At 41.4% G+C, this 24,096-nt stretch carries 12 protein-coding genes; all 12 read right to left on the bottom strand.

The features are described 5' to 3' along the window. Window positions 1-38: 38 nt before the first annotated feature. The gene (locus WG905_RS01705; RefSeq protein WP_339589960.1) at window positions 39-2,606 is read right to left on the bottom strand and encodes a family 20 glycosylhydrolase; all 2,568 of its coding nucleotides are present in this window, start codon (window positions 2,604-2,606) and stop codon (window positions 39-41) included. Window positions 2,607-2,775: 169 nt separating this feature from the next. Beyond that, window positions 2,776-5,322, bottom strand: coding sequence for a beta-N-acetylglucosaminidase domain-containing protein (locus WG905_RS01700; protein ID WP_339589959.1), 2,547 nt, complete (start codon window positions 5,320-5,322; stop codon window positions 2,776-2,778). Continuing rightward, window positions 5,319-6,857, bottom strand: coding sequence for a sulfatase family protein (locus WG905_RS01695; protein WP_339589958.1), 1,539 nt, complete (start codon window positions 6,855-6,857; stop codon window positions 5,319-5,321). The genes WG905_RS01700 and WG905_RS01695 overlap by 4 nt, the downstream gene beginning before the upstream one ends. Before the next feature lie 13 nt (window positions 6,858-6,870). Next, a complete protein-coding gene (locus tag WG905_RS01690; protein WP_339589957.1) occupies window positions 6,871-9,315 on the bottom strand; it encodes a glycosyl hydrolase family 95 catalytic domain-containing protein in 2,445 nt (814 codons plus the stop codon). Window positions 9,316-9,394: 79 nt separating this feature from the next. Further along, window positions 9,395-12,568, bottom strand: a complete 3,174-nt coding sequence (locus WG905_RS01685) for a glycoside hydrolase family 2 TIM barrel-domain containing protein (protein WP_339589956.1) — start codon at window positions 12,566-12,568, stop codon at window positions 9,395-9,397. 217 nt (window positions 12,569-12,785) lie between these two features. Further along, the gene (locus tag WG905_RS01680; protein WP_339589955.1) at window positions 12,786-13,667 is read right to left on the bottom strand and encodes a discoidin domain-containing protein; all 882 of its coding nucleotides are present in this window, start codon (window positions 13,665-13,667) and stop codon (window positions 12,786-12,788) included. A gap of 37 nt (window positions 13,668-13,704) precedes the next feature. After that, on the bottom strand, window positions 13,705-15,558 hold the full coding sequence (locus WG905_RS01675) for a RagB/SusD family nutrient uptake outer membrane protein (protein WP_339589954.1): 1,854 nt from the start codon (window positions 15,556-15,558) through the stop codon (window positions 13,705-13,707). A 10-nt stretch (window positions 15,559-15,568) separates the two neighbouring features. Then, on the bottom strand, window positions 15,569-18,985 hold the full coding sequence (locus WG905_RS01670) for a TonB-dependent receptor (protein WP_339589953.1): 3,417 nt from the start codon (window positions 18,983-18,985) through the stop codon (window positions 15,569-15,571). 163 nt (window positions 18,986-19,148) lie between these two features. Continuing rightward, window positions 19,149-20,285: a FecR family protein gene (locus WG905_RS01665; RefSeq protein WP_339589952.1), complete on the bottom strand. Its 1,137-nt coding sequence runs from the start codon at window positions 20,283-20,285 to the stop codon at window positions 19,149-19,151. Window positions 20,286-20,342: 57 nt separating this feature from the next. Next, a complete protein-coding gene (locus WG905_RS01660; protein ID WP_339589951.1) occupies window positions 20,343-20,894 on the bottom strand; it encodes a sigma-70 family RNA polymerase sigma factor in 552 nt (183 codons plus the stop codon). Window positions 20,895-21,129: 235 nt separating this feature from the next. Next, a complete protein-coding gene (locus tag WG905_RS01655; protein ID WP_339589950.1) occupies window positions 21,130-21,939 on the bottom strand; it encodes a glycoside hydrolase family 16 protein in 810 nt (269 codons plus the stop codon). A gap of 142 nt (window positions 21,940-22,081) precedes the next feature. Further along, window positions 22,082-24,088: a RagB/SusD family nutrient uptake outer membrane protein gene (locus WG905_RS01650; protein ID WP_339589949.1), complete on the bottom strand. Its 2,007-nt coding sequence runs from the start codon at window positions 24,086-24,088 to the stop codon at window positions 22,082-22,084. Between the last annotated feature and the right edge of the window lie 8 nt (window positions 24,089-24,096).

Raw genomic sequence — 24,096 nt, 5'->3', positions numbered from 1 at the left:
AATTTCAGCTAAAAAGGTGATTTAGCGTAATATTATTGCTATTCAGCAGCAACAAAGGTAAACATCCATTTTTCCGGGTTTTGCCAGTTTTTCCCTTTAAAGCTTGCTATGGGCGATTTGATCAGGACATCATTCCAGCCTTTTTTCAGTCGGATTTTTGTAGGCTCACGGTATTCATATCCTTCATCTGCCAAAGGTATTTCCGGATGCCCAGTTTGCCCTCCCCTTTTCCAGGTTGGCGGATCGATCACTGTTCCGTTTACCCAAACCTTACTCTGGTGATTATCCCAGGTGCCGGGCATTGGAGAATTTGTGGCCATAGAGCGCGACAAATTATTGAAGCCGATCCAAAAATCCTGCACTTTATCTTCATCACTCCAGATTCGGGAGGCGGCATACCAGGTCGTATTTTCTTTCGGACTATCCAAAACGCTGCTAATCAGCGGTGCCCACCAATGGCGCCATACGATTGTACCGCCAACAACTTCCTTGGAGGCTTTCAACTGCTTGATGTCGCTGGTTTCAGGAGCAAACTTGTTCTTCAGATCACCGCGGTTTTCATAAGGACCATATAATTTCCAGGTCACAGTCGACTGTTGTTGATAAGGGAAAGACTCGTTTGAAAAGTTTTGCTTTTTCTGATCAAGCAAGCGATTCTCAAATTCTATAAATTCATTGCTGCGCTCGGTATTCGGTTCGCCAATATCGGCAACCCATCCCTCTTTTCCACCACCGCGCCATATTCTTTCAGCAAATGTCAGGATGCCGGGATAAACAGGATTCATCGTTTCTATATCTTCTTCTTTGGAAACCGCCCTGTCGTGCCAAACACATAAAGTTGCGCCTATGGCATTATCATCACCCTTCACCTTATTGGATATCCGTCGGTTGAAAATCGTGACCACAGCTTCCAGGGGATCCATATGATTGATATACAAATGTCTCGAATCGATATACTGAATAGCGGCATTGGAGGAGATGCTCTTATTGTCCTCCATCCACATCTGGCGAATCGTATTCGCAGTGAAGTTACCTCCGGGCTCCCAGCCAATTACCTTCTTTCCCAAACGTTGAATATGTGCCGTTACTTCCGGCACAAAGTTCTTGTTTGTGATTTTCACTTCATCTGCCCCAATATGGATATAGGGAAAGTCATAGGTCTCAATCACCTCGCTAAGAATATTTTTTACAATCGCCAGTCCTGAATCTGATTGCATATCGGTTTTCATGGCTCTTTTAAAAGCCTGACTATGGCCGGGCATATCTATTTCAGGTACAAACATGATGTAGCGTTCCTTGCAATAAGCAATCAGCTCCTTCATATCACTTTCCGTGTAATACATTCCTTTATTACGCGTCATGTGTTCAGGGGCAGTAAGCTCAGGGTATTGTTTTATAGCAATGCGCCAGGCAACATCCTCGGTTGGATGAAAGTGGAATACATTTAATTTGTACTTTGCCATCACATCGATCTGTTTTTTAAGTGACGCCATAGACTGGTAATTTCTTCCCACATCGACCATATAAGCCCGCCAGGAAAAAGCTGGCCAGTCCACTATATCACAGGCATTGACCATCACCCCATCGCGGATTAATTGCTGCAGTGTTTGAACGCCATAAAAAATACCATGTGCGGTTTTTGCCTGGATATTAATCTTTCCCGGCTCCACCGTTAAACGGTAAGCTTCCGCTGTATATTGTGGCGATTTAAAGTTTTTATCTAACTGCAATTCAATAAAAGGCTCACCCTTTTTCAGGTTTTTCAGGTTCTTCGAAATCGTGACCTCTACTCCTTTTTGTCGTAAATATTGTTGCAGCGCTACAGCTTCCTTTCGCAAGGCTTCATCCTTTATCACAATAGTCTTACTGGCATACAGAGAAAAATGGCCTTTATTCCAGGTCAGCGATTGTGGCAAGGGGATGATAGCAGGTTTAGCCTGAAGGTCATAAACATAAGGGTAAATTAAATGCTTCCACAAGAGATAAGCCTCTCCTTTGAGGTGCAGGCCATCATTACTCAATTCAGCTTTTAACTTCCCTGACGGGTCACTAAATGGGGTGGATAAGTCAATATACGTGTACTTTTTTTCTGCTGCTTTAGACTTTAACCGGGCATTTACCTTGTTAATCTGATTTGCTTTATTGGTGTGTCCCGCAAACTTCCCGTAGACATCATTTACCGGTAAAATACTTTGAATAAACAGCTTTGTTGCCGGCGTCTGCTGACGCAGGTAATCAGCGATGATGAGGATATTTTTAACTACACTATCCTCGGGTATATTTCTTGCAAGGTCGTTGGTTCCGATCATCAAAAAAACTTTCGCCGGTTTTCTGTTCACGATTTCATCCAGACGATGAATCACACCTGCGGTAATATCAGCACTGATGCCACGGTTTTTGATTCTTTTATCGTCGAATAGCTCATTCCATTCGCCACCATCCGTAATACTATTACCAACGAAAATGATATCGCCCTTGGTTTGAGGCAAGGACTGAAATAAGGAAAGTCGTTGGTGATAATAAGTAGCAAACAAAGAATCGGGATATTTAGGTTTCCCGACCTGTGCCATCAGTGACTTTTGAGCCAAGAGTAGAAAAACTACCATGACTACCGATTTAAACATACGATTCATATTGGGCTAAATTATGTTCCAAAATAACAATTAATGTGCTTGCTTAATTTGAATGATCTGCACAACCGTTTGCAATAACTACCACACGACCATTGTTGGTAGTCATGTGGAAGTTTCTGCTAAAATATATTGTTAAAAAAGGCTATTTATTAATCTCATAAATGCGCATGGGCACATTTGCGGATGTACTGAAATACAGACCTTTTATTTTTTTCATTTGAGCGGGTTCGATCTCCACATAGCTGCCTTTTCCCTGGTATAAAATGATTTTTTTACCTCTTTTATTCAAGCCGGAAATACTGTAATCCGCCCCGTTACTTCTGGCAAGAATCCTTACACCAGATTTTTGCATTTCTTTCGGCAGGGAAATTTCCAATGCCTTATCTTTCGAAAAGTTGCTAAAAGTGGTTATGCTTTGATCAAATGCATATTCTGTTTCAGCCAATTCACTGACTGCAGCCACATTCAGCTTAAATAATTTCAGGAAAACACTTTGTTCCTTATCAGAAAAATTCAAGAAGCGCAGCATTTTCGTATCAGCATTGAACTTGTCTGTCGTACCCTTTCCTCGTTTTTGCTCCGCTAATAAAGGCATCCATGAACGGCCATCTGATGAAGTTTCTAAGCGGCCCCATGTAAATAGGTTAGCCGATTCGAGGTGAAATTGTAAATCCGTTATTTTCAATAAAGGATTGATCTGAACACCTAGATATTCTCCAGGATTCAGTTTCACCACTTCCAGCACCGGTGAAATAGCTACTGTAGCATTAGTCAGCTGTAAAGGCTGGCTCTTTAACTTCAATGTATTGGTCAGCAAAGCGGTCTGCACTTGCTTTTCAATTGCATTTTTAGTGGCAAAATTGTCCTGCCCCTGGTTAACAAAATACTGTCCCATTTTCTCGAACACCGATTTGACAAAAGGGATCAACACCAAAGATCCAGTTTCAACACCTGGCTGATAGGGGTTTTGATTAAGCGTCTGGTCCAACACGACCATACTATCTAAATAACGTTCAGTTTCCAGGTAATGGTTCCATGCCACAGGGTAAGCTTTGTTTTGCCAATCGGCAACACTTTTCATTGCTTCACTACCTGCATGCCCCAAAAGACTGAATTGCTGAAGCCATGGAGAAATTTGTTCTACCAGCCTTAAATTTTTACTATTTGATCTTATCTGAAGGGGCGCCGCAATGATCCGGTCAAATTCAGCGCTAATTTCCTGTGCTTCTTTGGCAGGATAAAGCCCAGCAGAAAAACCTTTTGAAAAGGCGCTGATCACCGGCTCAATCTCAACTGATTCAGCTCTTCTGTAACGATGTCCATTCGGTCCAAGATCACTGTTATGAGAATTAAATAAGCGAAAAGCAGCTGTTGCTTCCGGCATCACATATTGATTAGCAGCCTCCCAGTTCGCTTGTGAATTATATTTACGGATGTTCCAGGCATAATCTGCAGCGCCAAAAAGCGCTACTTTAGAGGCTTCTGCTTTATCCATCGGATTAGCAACGAAACCTGACATATCCTCCCGCGCATTGGTGTCCAGGCCATAAGCCGGTCCCATTAATAAATGATCTCTTACGTAATCGCTCACCGGAAAGTTCCACCAGAAAAAAGCCGGGCGTTTGATGCGTTTATTCACCCATTCTAAACCTTCTTTAGTGACATCGGCAATCACGGTATTACCCGTCCACATCACATAAATGTCCGGATCAAGCGCTGCTCCTAAAATATCAAGATAGGTACCAGGTTTAGGATCAGACCAGCCTTTGTTATATTCGGTAGGACACATGATCAAATTGGCGACATCCTTTTTCTTTTTTACGAACTGCCGTTGTATATAATTTAATAAGCCCGCTTGTTTGTTTGCATGGGTACCATCACCTGAAATATCATCAAAAAAGACAGCGAAAGAACGGACGCCTAAACCATACATGGCATCAAACTTTTGTAATACCGCGATGCTGTCTGCTTTTGTCCATTTGATATCTTTACCGGGGTGGATGGCCCAGACAAAATCGACGCGGTTTTTGTTTGCTTCTGCCACTAATTCTTTAATTCGGGCAGCTTCCTTTTCAGGATAAGGTTGACGCCAGTGGGGTGAAGAATGGTAAGGGTCATCTTTTGGCCCGTAGATATAGGTATTCAATTTCATTTTTCCATAAAAACGAAACTGAGAGATGCGGTCTTCATGACTCCATGGCTCGCCATAAAACCCTTCTACTGTACCACGGAAAGGAAGGTCCGGAAAATCATTTATCGTGCCTTGTGGCAGGGAAATGGCGTTTCCACCTTCCCTTTTGGCCAGTTGCAATAACGATTGAAGGGCATAGAAAACGCCACGGTCATCATCAGCAGTTATTTTAATGGCTGCAGGCATGATGCTCAGCTGGTAAGCGCCAGATTTGAATTTCCTTGCTTTTAATTGACCAATCTGTAAGGGAATACTGTTTGCATTGGAAGCCAGTTTAAAAACACTGCCCAATAATGAATGCAAACCAGTTTCGAGCTTCAGGTTTCTCAGGTTAAGGCTTTCCACTTGTACAAAGGTACCGGGTTGAAAAATAGCCTGCTGAGGTGTGGGATAAATTACCGGCCCGCCCTGCTGGGCAAATGCGATGGTGCTTATCAATATTAAACTAAGGGTAAAATAACGCTTTATGTAATAGGTAGTCATGTTCTTGTAACTCATTCTTTTTTATTTCTTTTTTGTTCTGACGCTAACAAATTTGCCAGTTCTTTTACTTTTTTCGGAAATTTTGCTGCCAGGTTATTCTTTTCCCCCAGATCATTTTTAAGATCATACAGTTGTGGTTCCGGGGAGTTACCAGTTTCGATGTTAACCAGTTTGTTGATGGCCAGGCCTTTGTTTACAGGAATATATTTCCAGCCGTCTTTGATGATCGCCAGGCCTGCACCTTGAGCAATAAACACGGAACGCCCTTCACCCGCATGTCCTAAGAAGGCAGCCGACAAATCTTCACTATCAGGGGCCTCGCCTTTGGGAATGGGCTGTTGTAGCATTTTAGCAAATGATGCCACAAAATCAAGCTGGCTCACCAGGGCATCAGAAACCTGTGGCTTAATTTTTCCAGGCCAGCTTACTATAAATGGAACGCGGGTTCCGGCTTCAAACATACTGTATTTACCTCCACGAAGTATGCCCGCCGGAAGATGCCCGTTTAGTTTGGTCACTGCTTCATCCTCATAACCGTCATCCAAAACAGGACCATTGTCGCTGCTAAAAATGACCATGGTATTTTCTTCCATTCCAAGGTGTTTCAGTTGTTTCATGATCTCACCTACAGTCCAATCCAATTGTAAAATAGCATCCCCTCTTAAGCCCAAGCCGCTTTTACCTTTAAAAGGCGTAGCCGGCATGCGGGGCACGTGAGGTTCTGTTAAAGAAAAGAACAGAAAAAAAGGCTGTTGCTGGTTCTCTTCAATAAATTGCTGGGCTTTGTACAAAAAAGTAGTCGCCACTTCTTCATCCACCCAGCGGGTCAATTGACCACCGGTCATGAAACCTATTCTTCCGATCCCGTTGACAATGGTGTTATTATGTCCGTGGTTCGGGGAGCTTTTCATTTTCAGCAACTCGGGATTTTCCAGGCCTGTAGGTTCCTTGCCTATTTTCTTGGCATAATCTACAGTAATAGGATCATTTTCATCAAGGCCCACCACACTGTGATTTTCCATAAAAACTGTAGGTACCCTATCGGCAGTTGCCGGAAAGATATAGGAATAGTCAAAGCCCACCTCATTCGGGCCAGGCTTGATATCCGCGTTCCAATTCTTTGCAACGGAAGTTCCTAATCCTAAATGCCATTTACCCACAATTGCTGTTTTGTAGCCTGCATTTTTGAATACTTTCGGTAAAGTGGTTTTATCTGTCGGAATAATCAAGACTGCATCGCCGGGTAGAATGCTGGTTCCCTGGCGGCGCCATGGGTACTCGCCCGTCATCAGTGCATACCTTGAGGGGGTGCAAGTTGCAGAAGTAGAACGGCCATCGGTAAAACGGATGCCCGAAGCCGCAAGACGATCTAAATGTGGGGTTTTTATTTTTGTAGCGCCATAACTACCCAAATCGCCATAGCCCAGGTCATCCGCATAAATGAAAATTACATTCGGACGATCTGCTGTTGGTTTTTGCTGTGCAGAAACCGACAAGGCGATTGCGGCAAAAAATAAACTTAAGATGTTTTTTCTTCTAGTTTTAGTCATATGATAGCTTGTCCTACAATATTGTATAATCCATATCTTTTAAGGTATTGAAGCTCACGATGCCACTTTTAGCTTGTTTAGCGATAAGTACGTTCCCAGCAGCATCAGTTACAGATTTTCCTGCCGGCAACAATACTTTACAGTTGCCCCCTTTCAGGGCAGTCAACCGGGCTTTTTCTACTTTCCCCTTAACCCAGGACATATCCACACTAAAAGCACCGCGGGTCCTAAAACCTGTCAGGCTACCCTTTTGCCATTCAGCAGCACTTGGCAATGCCGGCAGCAACCTGATCACTTCATCTTTGCCATGGCTTTGTACCAGCATTTCTGAAATTCCCGCAGCACCACCGAAATTTCCATCTATCTGGAATGGCGGGTGCCCACAAAACAAATTCGGATAAGTACCGCCACCGTTTCCATAATTGGTACCGTTAAAAGTACCTACGGGTTTCAGCAACTGTTTTAACAAAAGCAGGGCATGATCGCCATCACCTAGCCTTCCCCAGAAATTAATTTTCCAGGCTTTTGACCATCCCGTTCCGCCGTCACCCCGTTGTTTCAAAGTTTCCCTTGCCGCAGCAGCCATTTCTGGTGTGTCCCATGGCGTAATTTCATCGTAAGGGTGCAGGCCATATAAATGGGATACATGGCGGTGGGTAGGCTCGGCATCTTTCCAGTCTTCCAGCCATTCATTGATATCACCGGCAGCCCCAATCTGCAAAGGGGCAAGTTGTTTTCTGATCGTCTTTAAAGAATCTGCCCATGCCTGATCAACCTGCAGTATTTCAGCAGCAGCAATCACGTAATCAAAAGATTCCCGGCAGATCTGCATATCCATTGTCGGGCCCATCGCCGTTGTACCCTTAAAACCATTAGGCATTACATAAGTATGCTCAGGAGAATTGGATGGCGCTGTAACCAGCCAGCCATTTTTAGGTTCCTTAATTAAAATGGAGGATAAGAACTGTGCTGATCCTTTTAACACAGGATAATACTTTTTGAGGAATTTTTTGTCTTTAGTGAAACGGTAATGTTCCCAGATGTGCTCACTTAACCAGGCACCACCAGTTAAGGTAGAGCCCCATTCTGCGCCCTCGCCCGGTGAAGTAAATTTCCAAGGATTGGCCACTACGTGGGCTACCCACCCGGGGGCATTGTAATAAGCTTTAGCGGTTTTCATTCCTGGCTCCACCAAACTTGCCGTATATTCAAACAAAGGCTTGGCAAGATCACCTAATCCCATCGGTTCTGCCAGCCAGTAATTCATCTGGAGATTGATGTTTAAATGGTAATCACCGTTCCATGGAGTCTGGTATTCAGGTGCCCAGATGCCTTGTAAATTGGCAGGTAAAGTTCCTGGCTGTGAAGAAGAAATTAATAAATATTTCCCGAAATTATAATACAACACCGGCAGTTGTGCGTCCTTGCCACCCTTCTCATAGGCTACTAAACGTTCCAGTGTGCTCATTTTGGCGATTTCCGGCTGTACACTGTGTAAGGAAAAACTATTGCGCTGATAAAAACTTTGGAATGCCTGCTGATGGGCTGTTTTTGTAAGGTTGTAATGAGCCTTATTCTGCACAAGGATATTTCCGATGGCATTTGAAAGTGGGTTGCCCAGCGGTTTTGCTGGATCGGCGATGTTATAATCTGTGGCTGCACTAAAGTAAAGCACCAATTCTGTGGCATCCTTTACCTCCACCTGATCAGCGGCAAAATTTATGCTGCCGCCTTTGATTTGCGGTTTCAGAACAGCAGCATAACGCATTCCTTTTTTATCTTTATTTGGCAATTGCCCTTGCATGATCAGTAAACCTTTACGATTACTATATAGGGCATGTTCCTTTCTATTCAGCCTTAAACGAAGGTTAATTTTATTTTCCTGAGAAGCGCTGACCCTGATGACCATAAAGTTCCCTGACATGGAGACAAATGTTTCCTGGCTGTATTTAATCCCCTCGCGCTCCCAGCTGGTTGTTGCCAATGCTTTATCCAGCTCCAATTGACGATGGTAATTGCTTACTGCAGCAGTAGTGTCTTTCCATTGAATCAATAAGTCACCTAAAGTTTGGTATGCCCCATAATAGTCATTGGCACCATTGCCAAATCCCGTGCCGCTGCCTTTACTCACAAACTTTTTTTGCAGCAGCTCCTGTGCTGATTTGTTATCTCCTTTTAATAGGAATTTCTGAATTTCAGGGAGAAAAAGATGTGCACTGTCACTATCGGCATCCTGTATGCCGCCAGACCATAATGTTTTTTCATTTAAAACAATCCGGTTGGTATTGGTGCCACCAAAATCCATGGCCCCCAGCTTTCCATTACCTAAAGGCAAGGCTTCCAGATAGCTGTTGGCAGGTTTTTTAAATATCAAGGTTTGTGCCTCCATCTGTGCATACAATGTACAGGTTGCCATGAGGTTAAGAACAATAAATGAAGTAAACCGTTTGAATTCCATAGATCAAGGTTATAAACAAAGATTAAAGGTTATGAATAAGGGTGCCTGAAATGAACAGACACCCTTAATTCAAAGATAATTATTTGATTGGCTTAATCCAGTAGCTATACTGGTGATTGGTGTAAGGCACCCGGTATTCTTTTAATGGATGCGAACCCCAGCTGTCTATCCCCTGTAAACCAGATTGTTGCAAATCCATATGGACATAAATTTTATTGCGTTTAGTTAATTCGCCGGAGTGATATTGCTTTTTATTCATCTCCGGATCAAGGTCATCCAGGCTGTAAGGTAAAGCTGCAAAATTCAGCAGGTCTTTCTCATACACAAACTGCAGTCCTTTACCTTTTTTATTGGTAAAGTTTACCCAGCGTACCTCTGTTTTATTGCCACTTTCCTGCGGACGGGCATAATTAAAATATTGGTCTTTAACCTCCTGGTTATATATGCCGACCAGGGAGGCCGTTTTTCTGTCTGAGTAATTTTCCCACGGGCCACGGCCATAAAACTGAATATTTTGAAATTGTTCGTTCAATTCTAAATTGTTTCCTACCCTTAGCAATAAAGGATATTTACCTTTCACAGCAGTAAAACGATTATCAACTTTAAGTGTTCCGTCTGCATAAACCGTGATCAGCTGCTCTTCAACTGCTTCTCCGTTGATCAGCTCCTTTTTAAAGTTTACGGTGTAACTGCCATCACTATTGTTGTTAATTGATGCATTGATCAACTTACCTTCAGCATAAGCATTACGCCATTTACGTAGACTGCTGTTAAAACCAGCGCCGATATCATTGTCAGTAGGTGCCCTCCAGAAACTTGGCTCCGGACCGTTTTGCAGCAATACTGCTTTATCGTAGGTATAGTTTTTTAAAAGTCCTGCTTTGATGTCAAACACCACAAAAAAGTTTTTACCAGAAACCGTATAAGCATCTGCTGTCTGTGCAAGCTTTAAGGCTCCGTTTGTTATTGCAGAAGTAACCGGCACCAGGCTCTTTGTCAAGTCAAATTGCTCATAAGCCACTTCATAACCCTTTTCTAAAAATGGCTCTGCTTCTTTAAGCGTGTAACGCACATTCAGAAAATATTCCTTATTGGCTTTCATTTTAGTTTTAACAGGCAAACTCAAATTAATGCTTTCCCTTGGGGCAACGGTCAGACTTTTCACTGTACCTTTTTCAATTACTTTTCCGTTTTCTACGATTTCCCAGTTCAGTTGGGTATTGTTAATATCCCTAAAAAAATAGCTGTTGTTAATGCTAACCTGATGATCACCAAGGTAAGCGGTTTTAATAAACTGCTGTACTTTTTTAACTTCCACCGCCATAGGCGTCAATTCACGATAAGCGGTAACCACTCCCTTTACAGAGAAGTTATTGTCACTGAAATTTTCATCGACCGGGCCTGAAAGTGGGAAATCTCCCCCATAGGCCAAAATGCGCTTACCATTTTTAATGGTATCTAATCCTTGGTCTATCCACTCCCAGATAAATCCACCTTGCAGTTTGGGGTTGTTTTCAATGGCTTCCCAGTATTCTTTATAATTACCTAAACTGTTTCCCATGATATGTGCAAACTCACTCATGATCAGCGGACGGTTTTCCTTACCTGTTGAATATTTCACCAACCAGCTTGGATCAGGGTATTGTGGCACAATCAGGTCTGTATTAAAATCCCATCCAGCACGCTCGTATTGTACCGGGCGGCCAGGGTCGGTATTTTTTAACCACTCATAGCCTTCATACATATTCACCCCGTTGCCGGCTTCATTACCTAAAGACCAGGTTACTATAGAAGGGTAATTCTTATCCCGTTCGTACATCCTGGTGATGCGCTCAAAATGTGGATTGCGCCATTGTTTATCATTGGCAAATGTTACGTCCAGGTTATAACCACGGCCATGGGATTCAATATTAGCTTCATCTACTACATATAAGCCATATTCATCGCAAAGTTCCATCCAGTAAGGATCTGGCGTGTAATGAGAGTGACGAACCGCATTAACATTCAGCTTTTTCATCATCTCCATATCCTTGCGCATATCTTCACGCGTTAAGGTATGGCCCTGCGTTGCATTGTGCTCATGTCTGTTTACCCCTTTAATGAAAACACGTTTACCATTAACCAGGAAATCGCTTCCTTTAATCTCAATGGTACGGAAACCTACACGCTGAGGAACCACCTGCAGCACCTCTCCTTTTTTGTTTTTTAAGGTGATGTATAAGGTATACAGGTAGGGCAGTTCTGCCGACCAGTGCTTAACAGCGGGCAATTCTTTTTTAAAAGTCACTATGCTGTGGTAATTTCCCAATACTGTTTTGTTTGCCGCTTCCTCTTTCCAAAGGATATTGCCTGCAGCGTCAGCTAGTTCCACCGCCACTGAAAAAGTATCCGGTTTGCTATGGAGCGTTTTTTTATCCAGACGGTAGCTGTTCACATCTACTTTTAAATCCAGCAAACCATTTTTATAATCTTTATCGAGGTTGGAGGTTACGGTAAAATCACGGATATCTAATTTCGGTGTTGCATATAAATAGACATCACGTTCAATCCCTGAAATGCGCCACATGTCCTGGCATTCGAGATAACTGCCATCGCTCCACCGGTACACTTCTAAAGCAATAAGGTTCTCACCTTTCTTCACATAGTTGGTTATGTCGAATTCTGCAGCCAGTTTGCTGTCTTCACTATAGCCCACTTTTTTACCGTTAACCCAGATATAGAAAGCTGATTTCACAGCCCCTAAATGAATAAACACCTGACGGCCGTCCCAGTTGGCAGGAATATTAATTTTGCGGCGGTAAGAACCTACCGGGTTATTGTCTACCGGGATATCGAAAGGAGGATTTAAACGGGCACCCATTTTAGTGCGACCGGTAAATTCGTAGGGATGGTTTACATAGATCGGCAAACCATAACCATTGGTTTCCCAGTTGGCAGGCACTTTGAAATTATCCCAGCTGGCATCATTGTAATCTGTTTTATAGAAATCAACAGGCCTTTTTGCGGGATCCTGCACCCAGTTAAATTTCCAGGTACCGTTTAAGGACATAAAATAAGCAGAGTTTTCTTTTGTTCTTTTTACAGCTTGGGCTTTGTTTTCATAAGCAAAAGCTTCGGCCCGCATTGGCATCCTGTTAACAGAAACGATTTCAGGTGTTTGCAGTTCTACGGGAATACCCTGGGCCTGCACCAGCGCTGATCCTGAAAAGAGGAACAGGACACCTAAAATTTTAGATTTTAGTGGATAGATCATTTGTATGTTTAGTTGTAATATTGAATTCGATTTTCTAAAATACTACTGTTGACGCTAAATAATTGTTCTATAACTGCGCAAACGGTTGATATAGGGGTGATTTAGGGTAAACAGGGTCAGCGCGCATCGTTAGGCCTATTTCAGAACGTTAAAGGGTGATTGGTTGAACTAAATGCCCCGCCAACACCCTGTAACGCTTTGTCAAACCTTAAAACAGTTAATAGTTATTCTCTTCTATTTCTTCTAAATCTGTCAGTTCTTCACCCATGGTGTGAAAACTCATATCCCCCAATGTGACGTAAGTGGTGTTGCCCTGAGTTGCAAGTACCAGCAGTTTAAAATATTTTGCCTGATAGTTTTTATCAAAAGGCAGGGTAATTTCATTAGCTACAGCAGTAGAAGTCGATAAATTTGGACTTGAAGTCCAAACCCTGGTCCAGGTGATACCATCATTACTCTTATCAAGTGCGAACTGTGTTGGTCGCCCGTTTGCCGATGCATTTTGTCTGAAGTAGTATTTGATGGCGCCCATGGAAGTGATATCCTTATAGGTTATCGTAATCCAATGTGGCAAGGGTTGTACGCCGGCAGACCATGCCGAATGCCAGTAGGTAGACTTGTTTTCATCTACCAAATTTTCTTTATGGCCTTCCGTCGATTCCTGCGTATAAGTTTGAATCATAGCATTGGTAACTGCTAGTTTAGTGAGTTGTAAAGGTAAATAAACAGTCTGTATACTTCTCCTGATAGGTTTAACAGCACTTGTTGTCAAAACCGTTCCTCCTTCAATACGAGTTAAATCCTTGTTAAAAGTTTGAATTTCAAAAGTATAATCCAATTTATTTAATAAACCAGTTACCAATAAGGAGTCTGTATACTTGCTGACATTGGTTTTAACGATTTCTCCTTTTTTGGTGTACCTCACTTCTGCATATAAAAAATTGCTGTCCTGAGGTAATGTCCATTTTACGACAGCACCGCCTACCCTTGGTTCTACACTTACGTTAGAAATATCAGAAGGCATACTGATTTGATTCTCTTCTTTTTTGCAGGCCGACAAAGCCATGCCTATAAAAAGTAAACAAAATATTTTTTTCATATAATATCATTTGTTTTTTAAAGGTGATGAATGATGATTAATAACCTGGATTTTGAACCAAATTCACATCCTTATTGATTTCAGCAATAGGAATAGGCATTAAATAAAATGCCGGAGAACGGAATGCTCTTGGAAACACGATTTCAGTAATTTTAAAGAAATCCTGATCAGTGGTTCCTTGAATATTCATTCCTTTAGCTTTTACGCCTAAATAAGACTCTGCAATCATCCATCTCCTTAAATCCCAGAAACGATGATTCTCTAGATATAATTCTATGCTCCGCTCCTGTCTCACTATTGCCCGTAATTTGGCCTGGTCGTTGGCACCGCCAATTGCTGCCCATGCATCATCTACTGTAGGAATCCCTGCACGGCTGCGTACCTTATCCAGGTAAGTTTTTGCTGTTATTAAATCCTGGCCATACTCAATTAATGCTTCTGCATAATTTAAATACAGTTCTCCCAACCTGGCTACTGGCCATGGATAGCTTTCTGCCACGGTAGGCTCTTGCTCAGAAGTTTGTCCGGATCCAAACAAAGGACTCACCCCTTTTTTGTTTAAATACCCTGTCGGTGAATAGTTATTACTCCTTCCCTTTATCCCTGCATTATCATCTTTCCTAAAGCCTACTTTCACATAGTCGCCGGTTGGAGAGGTGGTTGCTACCGGTCTTTTAATTTCATAATTACTGTTATGATAAGCGATCCAGGCATTAAAACGAGGTTCACGCTTTAAATTCAGATTCAGGGTTGTTCCGCCGGCCGGAGATGTCCCGATTCCGTACCTGTTACTGTAATTATAAGCAGGATCCTTATCAATTGGCAAACCATTCTCTGTATAAAATAGCTCTACCATAGCTAACGTGGGTGCAACACCATTATATGCACCGGGGCTAAAATAGGGGGTTGATTTATTTTGAAAAAAGTAGGTCCCCTCCCTTCTGGTATCTGTCCAGATAAGTTCGGTAGAGTTTTTGTCAACGAAAGTATAGCGCAAGTCTTTCTCCACTGGATTTGCGGGCAAGCCTGCGATAGCTGAATTTTTATATAAGGCATGACCCTGTGCTTCAGCAAAATCTATTGCTTCTTTCGCAGCATCAGCTGCTCTTTTCCATTTTTCTTTGTCGTAGGTAACCGGAATCAGCGGCTGACCAGAAGCATCTTTAAAACCGCCGTAAAAACTGGCTTGTGAGCCACCCCCACCATTAAACAAAGGTGAAGCTGCATACAACAACATTCTCGCTTTTATAGCTTTTGCAGCTGTACTGGTAGCCCTGCCATAGGCAGACGAGTTAGCTTGTTTGGCCGGCAGTACAGTTGCTGATTCATCCAGCTTGTCAACTACAAATTTAACACACTCTTCATAACTTGAACGGCTGGCATAAGTACTGGCATCAGCTTCTATATCTGCAACACCATCAATGATTACTACTGGACCATACATACGTACTAGTAAAAAGTGGTAATAACCGATCAAAAACCTTGCTTCGGCCTTATATAGCGCTTTATTTTCTTCCGATAAACCTGGTGTCTGATCCACATTGTCGATCAGGATATAACATTGCCTTATCCCTTTATAAAGAGCTGACCAGTAAGAGATAACAGGATTTGAGGCCGTAAAGGTCCCTTTAGGAAATTGGGCAAATGTTTCATGTTCAAACGCGGTCACCACTTCATCTGTAGTCATTAAATCAATGGCTATCTGACTCATCCTCGGATTTGGCAAAGGTGCATAGCAGGAATACAGATAGTTTTCTGCCGCAAAGACATCTTTAAACGCATCTTTCTCTGTTGGCCTTTCATCAGGCACCACATCGAGAAAGTTTTTGCAGCCACCTACAGTAGAGGCTATTAACACTAATAATATTAAAATATATCTTAATTTGTTCATCTTCTTATCTTTAAAATCCCATTTGTAAGCCCATATTGTATACTCTCTGCGTAGGATAAGACAGCCCGTTACCACCACCTTGTTCAGGATCCCATAATTTAAATTTAGAGAAGGTCAACAGGTTCAATCCACTTAAATAAACCCGCATGAACTTAAAGGTATAGCCCATTTCAAGGTTTCTCAACTTCAAAAATGAGCCATCCCTTAACCAATAAGATGAGTTTGCGGTATTATTGGGATTGTCGATTTTACTTAAGCGCGGATAGGCGGCAAAAATATTCGGATCTTGAGGACTCCAATGATCTTGATCAACAAAAGTTAAAACATTCCGCTGATCGCTGGTTCCAAAAGGATGAAAACCACTGATAAAGAATGATGTGCGTGCTACCCCTTGGAAGAAAAAGGAAAAGTCAAACTTTTTCAACTTGAAGGAAGGACCAAATCCATAAACAATTTCGGGAACTGTTGGATAGCCCATTCTAATCCGATCATCACTGCTTACCATGTTTAAGCCGTCAATAGCATTGGTAACATCACTGTATTTAATGTCTCCGGCTTGTACCACCCCGCCAATTTGTTGCAAGGGACTGTTATTAATTTCAGCCTGATCAATAAATAAACGTTCCGCTTCATAGCCCAACAGAGAATTAACCGGATAACCAACTAATGATAAGTTTTTATACCGGGTAAATTCAGGCTCATCATTAGCTATCACAGTATTGGTGGCATAGGTGAACGTGCTTTTTAAAGTCATGCTGAAATCGTTGGAAAATGCATGCGTATAATCTATAGAGGCATCAAAACCTTTATTAGAAACTTTGCCCAGATTACTATAAATGGTGGTACCTGAAGTTCCAAAAAAATCTGGAATGATCTGTCTGGCTAAGAAAATATTCTTTCTGTTTTCCTTGAAAAAATCAATCGTAAAATTAAGTGTCTTCAGCATGGTCAAGTCCATCCCGATATTGATCTTCTCCGCAATTTCCCAGGTGATATTTGGATTGGCAAAACGGTTATATATAGGACCGTTTCTAGTATAATCCTGGGAAATTCCTGATGTATAACCCTGTCCACCCAGATCAACCTCAGACAAATAAACAAATCTTGCAGGGCTGCCGTCAGGTAAATTGATTTGGTCATTACCGACAAGCCCCCATGAGCCTCTGAATTTAAGGTAACTGATGGTCTTGGCGGCCGACTCAAAGAATTTTTCATTACTCAGCACGTAACCGAGTGCCGCTGAAGGAAAGAAACCGAACCTCTTGTTTTCTGCAAAGTTTTCAGAGCCATTGTAACCAAAGTTAAATTCGGCTAAATATCTGTTATCAAAAGAATATGTAGCCCGGCCAGCAAAACCCTGTGATCTTTTTGGTAAGGAAGCAATAAAAGTAGCGGGTAAGTTAACATTGTATTCCTGCTGGTTGTACAATAACAATCCGGAAACCCCATGTTTCCCACCAAATGTGTGGCTATAATCAAGGGAAGTCTGGAAATACAAGGTACGGTCGCCAGTGGAAGAATTTACTGTAGATAAAGTTTCATTTTGTGAGGAGCCTACCATGCCGAGGTCATAAGCTAAACTTCCATCAGCATTTTGACTTAATCTAGCTATCTCATATTGATTAATCCCTCTTGTTCTCGAAGTGTTGGTACTGCTCCAGTTTTTAAAAGAAGCCAATGCTTTAAAAGACAAACCAGTGGTTACAAAATCCAATTTTTGCTCTCCATCTACAGTAGCGATTACCGTGCTTTGAAAATTGTTACTGTAACCGTTAACCATCTGGGCAAAAGGATTAACAAAACCATTATTTACCCTTCCACCTGTTTTACCTCCGAAAAGAATATTTGTTCCACCTTCATTAGGGAACATAATTGGAAAATCTACACCATTGGCATTCATCGCATTACCAAAAATAGATCCTGCAGAAGATGCCGGTCCGTGATAATCGCGCAATTGCGTGTTAAGCCGTAACGACATTTTCGTGGTACTGCTTAAATTCGCATTTAAGTTATTTTGAAAAGAATAACGTTTAACAGAGATGTTATTGTCATAACTATTGACATCAAATTTCTGCAACATCCCATTATCCTGGTTATAGGTACCACTCATGAAATAATCCACACGTTTACCACCACCCAATACGTTGAGGTTAACACTCCTGTTTTGCGAGAAATCCTTAAACATCTCATCATACCATTGCACATCAGGGTATACAAGTGGATTTAAACCATCTCTTGTTCCGTCGATTTTAGTTTGCAAGTAAGGGATTTCTCCTGTACCACGGCCTTTAACCGCTTCGTTATAGAGCTCCATAAACCTGGTGCCATTTACAAATTTAGGTACAGAGGTCGGCGCAGAGATGGCGTTTTCGATCCGGACGTTAATTCGTGGTTTCTCCAGGTCCTTGCCACTTTTAGTGGTGACAATCATCACCCCATTGGCACCTCTTGAGCCATAAATAGCCGTTGCCGTTGCATCTTTCAAAATTGAAAAACTTTCGATAACCTCTGGTGCCAGGGCGTTTAAATCGCCTGAGGAAACTGCTACCCCATCTAATATAATTAAAGGGTTGGTCGCACCACTAAATGTAGAAATACCCCTGATATAGAAAGAGGCTCCATCTGCACCTGGCTCCCCTGAGCGCTGAAAAGCGACCACACCGGCTAACTTTCCTGCAAGGGCATTGGAAAGGTTGCTGGTTGGAATTCTGAGTTCTTCGGGCTTAATGGTAGTTAACGCACCTACTACACTCACTTTCTTTTGTTTACCATAACCAACTACGGCAACTTCATCAAGTTTATTGCCTTCATCTGGCACCAATACCACATTGATATCCCCAAGTCCGGTAACATCAACGCGCTTTCTTTCATAGCCTAAATAATAAAATTCAAGGATATTTTTCAATTCAACTTCTACGGTATATTTACCGTCGGCATTGGTACTGACTACTTTTGACGTATTTAAAACTCTGACAGTTACTCCTGGCATAGCCATATTCAGATTATCTCTGACCGTACCTGATACTTTAAAAGTTTCAGCACTTTTGTTGACGATGATGGGCTGTGCATTTTTCTCCTTCACGACAATCGTATTTGCTTCGATGTCATATGTTAAAGGCTGATTTTGAAAGCACTGGATTAAAGCTTTCTCCAAGGTTACATTTTTCACATTGATGTTAACCGGCCTAGCTTTTTTAATATCGCTTTGAATATAAAAAAGTTTGTATCCACTCTGTTCTTTAATGGATCTCAAAATATTTTCAAGAGATCCATTTCTCTCTGATAAGGTAATACTAATTTCTGCAGCTGTGCCTGCACTCGTCAGCATAAATAAAAGCAGGATTAAGGAGAGAGAAAACTTTGTGGCCTGCAAAATTTTCTTCCATATACGGAGAAGTCCGTAGGAATTAGAATAGTAAATATTCATACATTTGAATGGTTTGGTTTTATATAAGGTAAGGGCATAGCATGTCCAAGCCAGATATTGGGTTATAGTTTAGTTGATTGTTTCTCAGTAGAATCCAAATTAAACATTGCCGGGAGTGCTCCAACACTTCCGGTTTTTTGGATCTTTTAGGATTAAAGTAGCTTTATAAAATAATCGTGATCCTCCTTCCTTCTTTTTTACATTTAAACTTCTTTGTAGCTTCCAAAATTTTAAGGATGTCTTCCAACTTATCTGATTTTGAAAATGACCCTCCAAACTTGATTTGATCAGCATTACCGATATAACTCACCTCTACATCATACCATCTGGCTAACTGCCGCATGGCATCTTTCATATCTTCATTATTGAAATAGAAATATCCTTGTTTCCAGCCAATGCCTTCTGAATTGTCGAAGTCATGAACTTTCAGCTGCTGTTTATCCATTACCGATTGTTGCCCAGGCTTTAAGATAGCGGAGTGTCCATATTTATTTCCAGCAATAACCTTAATACTTCCTTCTATTAAGCTGGTTTTCACACTTGTTTCATCCGGGTAAGCATTGATGTCGAAATGTGTACCTAACACCACTACCTCCTGCTTGTCAGTGATGACCTTAAACGGTTTTTGCTCATCGGGGGCTACTTCAAAATAAGCCTGACCAATTAAGCGAACGACTCTTTCTTTTTCCGAAAATTGCGTGGGATAGGTTAGCGAAGTTTCAGCATTTAACCATACGGAAGTTCCATCAACAAGGGTAACCTGATATTGACTGGCCCTGGGAGTTTGAATGGTATTATACGAAACAGTGTTGCTCAATTGGGCTCCCGATTGATGGGTATAGACCAGCTTTCCATCAGCCATTTTATTAATTATGCTTCCCGGTTGATTGGCAATCACTACATTTTCAGCGTTTTTCAAATTCAATGTACTGCCGTCCGCTAAAGTTAACATGGCCTGCCCTTTACCTGGTTTAAGTGAGGACGGTGTTGCTATTGCTTTTTGATTGTTGTTTAACAGTAAGTAGAGCGTAAAGCAGAAAAAAATCGTGACAGATGCAGCTATGAATAGTTTTGGAAATTTTAATAAACGGGGCTGATCTGCCGGGTTATCTATTTCACTGGAAATTTTATCCCATAGCTTTTGTCCCGTATGAGCCTTGCTGCCCAATTCTTGTTCATCCCAATCAGGGGAAATATTTCCATGAGAGTCATACCAATCATTCAATAAGTTTTCCTCTTCAAGACTTGTCTTACCTTGAAGGTGTTTTTCTATTAGACTGGTTAAATAATCATTCTTCACTGCTGATCTTTTATGTATGTACCATGAAGATGACCTTACCCCCAAAATTATTTTAAATTAAAGCAAGTCGGCCATACTCGAACGGATCCGTCGAAAGGCGATGGTTAATTGGTTTTCAATAGTTTTGGGGCTCAAATTTAATCTTAATGCAATGTCCTTTGCAGAAAGGTATTGTTTCCTGTTCAGGATATAGATTTCTTTACATTTTTGAGGAAGCAATTCTATACTTTCTTCTAAACGCCTATTCACTTCTTTAAGGTGAATGGCACTTTCTATGTCCTCGCTGATGATTAACTGATCTGCGTGATCCATTAAATTCACTTTAACCTTTCCATCGCGAATCGTTTTAAAAACCTGGAAGCGTACTGATGTGTATAAATAGCTATTCAGGTTTTCAATATTGCTCTTTGATCGCTTAAACCAAAGCTGTACAAAAATATCTTGAATAATATCTTCTGCAATTTGCTTGTCTCTTAATATATTATAGGCCGATAGATATAAACGACTCCAATACTTATTATAGATAATTTCAAATGCAGAGCGATCATCCGCTTTAATAGCGTCGAGCAAATCCTGATCACACCAAAGACTTATACTTTCTGATTGCATTTTAGTTTTATTTTTATCTATCTATACGATAATACAGATAGTACTACTTATTTGGTTAGCACCTATTTTAACAATGGTAGTAGAATAGGTTAAAAACTGATTAAGAAACGTTAATTTTATATAATATAAAGCTATACCTATTTTGTAAAACTAGGTCTCATATGTATAACATAATTCACACAAACGTTTGAAATGCTTATTCAGGGACATATTGAAAAATCGAAATAACTAATTATTAACTTTGCTGATATACTCTTACCCAATCCACCATCATTTGTACAGGTAAATCCTGGTCATTAATCGACCCTACCCAGTTCCCACCTAATGCCTGGTTTAATATCAGATAAAATTCCTGGTCGAAAGGCCATTGCTTAGCGTCCCCTTCCTTAAGCCTTGGATAAGAAAAGGTCTTTTTACCGTTTACGAAAAAATCAAGCCGATCGGGAAACCATTCTAAGCCATAAACATGGTAATGATTAACCTGATAGGGTGCTGTGATGAAATATTTAGGATGTTCTTTCTTATTCTGCACATCAACATAATTGCTATGGAGCGTCTGGTAAACGATGGTATCAGCGTTGAGGTGTTCCATGATATCAATTTCCCCGCTATTGGGCCATCCGCCATATACACTATTTTCAGGCATCATCCATATTGCAGGCCAGGAGCCTTTTCCTTTGGAAAGTTTAGCCCTTACTTCTACCTTACCATATTTGAAGGAGAACTTACCTTTACTTTGTATACAGCCAGTCTGGTATTTACTGCTGTCGGAGGCATCTTCATTAAGTATAGCTTTCACATAGAGATTCCCATTTTTCACAAAGGCGGTCTCCTCGCTATCGGCACAATAACAGGCCCAGTCGGCACGTTTACGGCCAGCAAAGCTCCATTTCTTCGCATCAGGTGCCCCTTTGTAATTGAATTCATCTGCCCAGATCAGTTTCCAGTGGTCAGCGGGTTGATTAGCTTGCTGCTGAATTTTACTTTTGGTCTTGCAGGATATGATAACCAGAATTGCTGTGAATAGGAGTAAAAGTTTCTTCATTAAGTATAATTGTTTATTAGGGTGAAGCTATGTCAACAAAGCTTTGATAGCTGCATATCAATTAGAGATTATGAAAAAGGCTGTATTAAAAGTTATTTAACTTTAATACAGCCTCTTCAATTTTAGAGATTATTGTTTTTTATTAGTTAGCCCCCTGGTTGGCTACCATAGGCCATCCTGGGTTTTGATACATCACTGATGTGCTGATATCTGCAGAGTTGCTTGATGTAATGGTGAAATGCTGTATCGCAATTGGTTCAAGGTAATGTGCGGCAGTCCACTTGTAACCATTGAAAACAAAGTTACTGGTGTTGTTATTTACACGGTAAGGCCTCAGATACAAGCTCTCTGATTTTTTAGAGACGTTAGGTGTTTTTCCTGCAGTGCCTGATTCAATAAGCGTTGGAACACCCTTGCTATCTTTAAACCAGGCTTGCATCGGACCCCAAACTTTAAAGCCCTCAATAATATAAGGATTTGCTTGTAACTGGTCTAATGCTCTCCAGCGTTTTAAATCGAACATACGCATACCTTCAGACATCAGTTCTGCCCTGCGCTCCCTGCGGATGTTGTACAGCGTAACGTCAGACAATAAAGTACCCTTGGAATAAGCTGCAAAGTCATTCTTTGCTTCTTGATTCATTTGAGTAGCAGCGATGGTAACGTTATAGTCTGGATTAATTCCCGCACGGGTGCGGATGGCGCGCCAGTATTGACCTGCTTTACCATTGATGCTGCGCTCTTTTAAATAAGAGGCTTCAATATAGTTAAGATAAGCTTCTACTGCACGGAAAACAATACTTCCTGTACTTCCCATACTTCCTTCAGCATTTATTGAATTATAGGAGAAGCCCTTTTTAATGGAATAACCTGTTACATCACGTGTTTCCGGAATCCCAATAATATCAGGATAACCTGCTAAGATCGGCGTTCCATTGGTGTTGGTTTTGTCAGTGAACCTTAAATCACCAGGTGATTTCATAAACAACTGCAAACGGTTATCGCGGGCAATCTTTACCATTTTCACAGAATCATCTCCAACATAACCAGATCCATTGGCATAAATAGGTAAACCATTTGCCATGACAAAATTATCAACAAAACCCCTGGTATAACCTGTATTCGCACCATTGTTATTGATATAATGGTTTACGTTGTGGTTGATACCTTGTGTAGGATCGTACTTGCGCCATAACAACACTTCCGAGTATTTACTCATATCTGCATCGGCAAACATGGCTGCATAAGGATTAGCTGAAGAATTGTAACCATCATCCTTGGTATTATTAACCAAAGGGATGGCATCAGCAACCTGTGCAGAAGCATCCATTGCCGCGGTAAGGAAAAAGTCTATTTCCGAATCGATATTGATGGTGAAATCGGTTACTTTTCCTGTTCCCGGCCAGTTTGGACCGCCTGGAACCTGGGCCGTGTTTTTATGGTACGTTAACCAGGTAGCTTCATGCAAAGCCACACGTGATTTAAGCAACAGTGCCGCGTTTTTTGAAATGCGGTTGGTACCATTTGGTGCATTTGTTTTTAATAAGGTAATGGCCGAATCCAAATCTGACAGGATGAAACGAGCAACCTCATTTCTTGGACGTCGTTTAGATGCATCTACCAATACATCTAAATCATCTTTAAACGTGTTTTTGACAATGGGAAAATCACCAAGGGCTTGTACTTTATTGAAGTACTGGAAAGCCCTTAAAAAGTATCCTTCACCAATATAGTGATCTACATTAGCTGGAACCCCGGTAATTTTATTTTCTTTCCACCTTGGAACCGCAGTTTGCAAAAAGTAGTTGGCGTTACGGATCTGGGTAAATTCCCAGCTGCTTCCGGTTTGAAGTACACGCCATTCGCCAGGGGCCCAAATATTGGAGTAATTGGTGGTTGCCTGGTTGTCGGTATGGTTGTCGCTGGCAAATGTACCTGCATTCCAACCGGCATGGGTATTGAAATTATATTGATTGATGGTATAAGCTGCCAGGTCTGCTTCTGTCCATAAAAACTTTTCTGGCGTTACTGCAGATAAGGGTTCCATATCCAATTGTTTGTTACAACTGGTCATCACCGCAGACCCCAACAGTGCAAATAGTATAAAAGCTTTATTACTGATTTTCATTGGAATTTTATTGTTCTTCATCTTTTCTC

This window comes from Pedobacter immunditicola, from assembly GCF_037482985.1.
GTDB lineage: Bacteria > Bacteroidota > Bacteroidia > Sphingobacteriales > Sphingobacteriaceae > Pedobacter > Pedobacter immunditicola.
The sequence above is the reverse complement of the archived record's forward strand: the minus strand, read 5'-3'. Positions and strand labels throughout refer to the sequence as shown.